Annotated in this window: 3 protein-coding genes and 1 pseudogene; all 4 read right to left on the bottom strand. The window is 73.8% G+C overall.

Annotated features, from left to right (window positions below; all coding sequences use genetic code 11):
- The coding region (locus tag HF526_RS34245) for a hypothetical protein (protein ID WP_169385802.1) at positions 1–1,925 on the bottom strand (1,925 nt) is incomplete at its 3' end.
- On the bottom strand, positions 1,922–3,415 hold the full coding sequence (locus HF526_RS34240; protein ID WP_169385801.1) for a lipopolysaccharide biosynthesis protein: 1,494 nt from the start codon (positions 3,413–3,415) through the stop codon (positions 1,922–1,924). The genes HF526_RS34245 and HF526_RS34240, both read right to left, overlap by 4 nt.
- 40 nt (positions 3,416–3,455) lie before the next feature.
- The gene (locus HF526_RS34235; RefSeq protein ID WP_169385800.1) at positions 3,456–3,833 is read right to left on the bottom strand and encodes a hypothetical protein; all 378 of its coding nucleotides are present in this window, start codon (positions 3,831–3,833) and stop codon (positions 3,456–3,458) included.
- Between the two features lie 85 nt (positions 3,834–3,918).
- Positions 3,919–4,155 (bottom strand): annotated as a pseudogene (locus HF526_RS34230) (hypothetical protein); the annotation flags it as partial.

Here is a 4,155-nt window from a genome sequence, read left to right as displayed (position 1 = left end):
GGGGGTGCGGGTGCGGGCGGGGGCGGCGTCTTGACCAGCACCGCGTTGAAGCCGCTCTGGTACTTGAGCGTGTACTTCCCCGACGCCACCAGTTCCTGGATAGCGGCCAGCGACCAGCCCGGTGGCTTGTTGTTCAGCACGACGCCCTCGTTCTCCACCGATCGGAACGTGATGATCACGTCGGGGTAGATCTCGTCGACGCAGCGCTTCACGTCGTTGGCCAGCTGCGAGCAGCCCGGGGCCGACCCGCCGCCGCTGTGCGTGGCGATGCCCCCCACGCCGTACGGGCCGAGGTGGCTCAACGGCACGATGGACTTGCCCGGTGGCGTCTCCGCGATCGTCTGGCGGGCCAGGGCGACCTCGTCGGGCCGCACCACCTGGTAGGCATCGTTGCCGCCGCGGATCAGCACGAGCAATCCGAACAGCGCCAGCATGCCGACGGCGAGGACCTTCTCCAGGCTGCGGCGATGGCGGACCAGCTTGCGCAGCGCGTCCGCGCCGAGGATGGACAGGATCGGCAGGCCGTAGAGCACGATGCGCAGGATCAGCTCGCCGCCGTAGCTCTGCACCGCGGCGAAGGCCATCGGCACCACGGCCAGCCCGATCGGCACCAGGTCGCGCCGGCGCCGCCAGTAGACCCACGCTCCGGCGATGGCGAGCAGCCAGGTCAGGCCGGGCATGAGGATGCGCAGGTACTTGACCGCGATCTGGCCGGTGTCGCCGGCCAGCCGGTCGGCCACGCCGGCCTGCAACGCGCCCTGGTCCCCGCTGCCGGTGATCAGGCTGAGCTGGGTCATCCAGAACTCGCGGCCGGCGATGAGGATGTAGACCACCACCGCGAGGATCGCGACGAGTACCAGACCCCGGCCGCGGAACCGCCCGACGACCGCGAGCAGCACGAGCTGGCCGATGATCGCGAACGGAGTGAGCTGGTGCTCCGGGGCGACCGCGAGCAGGCACAGCGCGGCGCAGAAGTAGATCAGCAGCAGCTGGCGCGGCGGCAGTGTCGGCCGGTTCGGCGGCGTCATCGCCGCGACCACCCAGCGGCGCAGCAGCGGCAGCCGGGGCGCGCCCGGATGCGGTACCGGCCAGCCCGGGACCCCGGCGGAGTCGGTGCGGCGGGTGGCCAGCGGGCCGAGCGCGAAGGTCAGCACGGTCAACAGCAGCACGATGCCGGTGGCCTGCGGGGAGAAGTAGTCCTGCTCGATCCAGTTCAGCCCGATGAACAACCAGGCCGCCGCCCACGGTGCTCGGGAGCCGCCGAGCATCGAGCGGGCGAGCGCGTAGATGCCGATCGCCCAGACGCCGACGATGACCGGGGGGAACCAGCGCAGCACCTCGTCGAGCTGGGTCGCGCCGCCGGCGTCGCGGAAGAAGGCCCACTGGGCGAAGAACGCCGGCCAGTAGAACCGGGCGTCGATGCCCGTCGGCGGGACACCGCCGGACAGCGCGTCGGTGAACCCGGCCAGCAGCCAGGCCGTGCTGAACCGCGCCACCGGCTGGACCACCGACGGCATCCCGGTGCTGCACAGGATCAGCACGGTGGTCGCGATGCCCAGCATCGGGATCCGCGGCCGCGGCGACCACAACTCGGCCACACAGGCGGCCACCGCGCAGGCCAGCGCCGCCCAGCCCGCCGGGCCGAGCACCCGGGCCAGCCCCCAGCCGTCGAGCGCGTCGAGGTCGGTCGTCGCGGCGGCGACCGGCAGCAGCGCCAGCGCGAGCAGCACGAACACCGGCGGCAGCCACAGCCACCACCAGGGCAGCCGCTGCTGGGCCGCAGGCCGGGGCTGTCGCCGCTGCAGCGGCAGCGCCGTCGTGGGCGGCTCCGCGGCGGTGTCGCCGATGGCGATGGCCATGGTCGGCGGGTCGACGTCGTCGTGCGACCGGCCGTCACCCGGGTTCCGGGTGTCCGTCGACGTCACGATCCCTCCTTGCTGGCGTTCGCCGGTGTCGCGGGTGACACCGGCGACTCGGCCCGGCGCCTGGCCGGGGAGAACAGAACGGTGAGCGCGCAGACCACCTGGACCACGACGTAGCCGATGGCCACCGGCAGCAGCGCCTCGTCCGGGGCGCCGGGGCGGACCGGGATGACGACCACGACGAGCAGCACCAGCAGCGTGCTGATCAGCTGCAGGCGGGCGAACTGCATCGCCTTGCCCGCGGCCTGCCGGACCCCCAGCGCGTGCGCGACGACCAGCCGGAACGCCAGCCCGAGCATGAGCAGCTGCAGGATCACGCTGGCCTCGGCATACCCCGAACCGAAGATCGACAGCACCGGACGGGCGAGCAACGCGCCGAGGGCCAGCACCGGCAGGAAGAGCTTCAGCAGCCGGGTGCGGGCGGCGGCGGCCAGCTCGCCGGCCCGGTGCGGCTCGCGCGCCACGTGCACGGCCAGGGAGTTCATGAAGAACATGGCCGCGATGTCGACGACGGTCACCGCCTGCCAGGCGACGAAGAACGCGGCCCCGGTCTCGGGCCCGAACCGCAGCGTCACCAGCAGCGTGACCTGGTTGTAGAGCAGCGCGGTGCCGACCTGCGCGACGGCGGTCGGTCCGAGGAAGCGCACCGCCTCGCCACGCTCGGGCAGCGTGCCGCCGGTGGCCCGGCGGCTGAAGCGGCGCACGTACACCGCGACGACCAGCGAGCCGACCAGGATCCACACCACGATCGGGCCGACCCAGGACAGCACCACGCCCTGTGCCCCGAGCCCGGCGTAGTAGCCCAGCGCCACCAGCAGGCCGATCCGGACGACCGCGAACAGCCCGTTGCGCCAGACCGTCCACCAGGGTTTACCGATCGCGACGAGGATGAAGTCGTGCACGACGAACACGCCCCACCCGGCGGCGGCGAGCACGAACAGCAGCACCCCGACGCCGAACGAGCCGCCCGGCCCGGCCGCGGTCTCGGCCAGTTCCGGCACGAACAGCACGTAGATCAGGCCGACCAGCCCGGACAACGGCATGATCAACAGCAGGCTCGACCAGACCAGCCTCCCGGCGCGCCGGCCCGAGGCGGGCAGCCAGCGCAGCAGCCCGATGCCCAGGTTGAGCTGGGCCGCACCGGCGATGAGGATGAACGCCGACACCACGGCGGAGGCCTGGCCGAACTCGGACTGCGGCATGATCCGTGCGGCGATCAGCCAGCTCAGGAAACCGGCCAGCGAGCCCACCGCGGAGCTCAGCGACAGCGCGAGACCGTCACCGAGTCCACCGTTCGCCGGCCGGCCGGCCGGATCGACGACCGGGATGACCTCGGTCGGTGCGTCGGGAGCGGACGCCGACGTGGCCGGGTCGACGCGGGAGAGGCGCACGGTCGGCGGGTCCAGCGCGGGCTCTCCCGACGCCCGCGGGTTCGGCGGCCGGCGGCCCGACCCCACGGGGCCCGTCCCGACGGCCGGGGGTCGCGCCGTCACCGGGCGGTCCCTGCCGGGTCGTGCGGCCGGTGGGAAGCCGTCACTGGGCGACCACCGCGTGCCGCAGCAGGAACGGCACGCTGATCACCGTCATCAGGTAGAGCGCCCCCGCCGGGTGCCACCAGCCGGTGCTGACCATGATCTGGCCGACCAGCAGCGTGGCGGCCACGCCGGTGCCGATGGTGAGCAGCCAGACGTGCGCGGCCGGAGCGCGCCGCAGGAACCCCGCGGCCGCCCAGCCGGGGCCGAGCAGCAGGAAGGCGGTCGTCACCAGAAACCGCAGGTTGCCGACGACACCGCCGGTCACGTTCAGCAGGCTCAGCGCACAGGCCAGGAGACCGGCGAGGACCAGAACCAGCGCGACCACCCGCCGCGCCATCCGCGCACGGGTCAACTCGGCCGCGGAGGGCATGCTCACCGCGATACTCCGTTCGTTGCCAGACAGTGGGCCGGACGCTCCGGCGAGTCCGGCACGCGCCAGAGTGTAGAGGCGGCGTCCTGGCTCAGGACGCCTCCTCCTCGAGCGAGGAGCGCAGCCCGAGCCCGTCCCTGGTCGCGGCGTCGCGGGGCCGCGGCGACGGCCGGTACCCGTCCGCGGGCCGGGGCCGCGGCGCCGGCGAGGGCCGGCGCGGCGCCGGGGCCTGCGGCGCGCCCGCATCGGCGCGGGTGACCGGGAGGCCGGCTGCGGGGGTGGGCACGAGCACGCGGCCCGCGGCCGGAAGCTGCGGGCCGCGTGCTCG

Origin of the sequence: Pseudonocardia acidicola, from assembly GCF_012911935.1 — a bacterium.
Lineage (GTDB): Bacteria > Actinomycetota > Actinomycetes > Mycobacteriales > Pseudonocardiaceae > Pseudonocardia > Pseudonocardia acidicola.
This window is presented reverse-complemented; position numbering and strand designations above follow the sequence as displayed.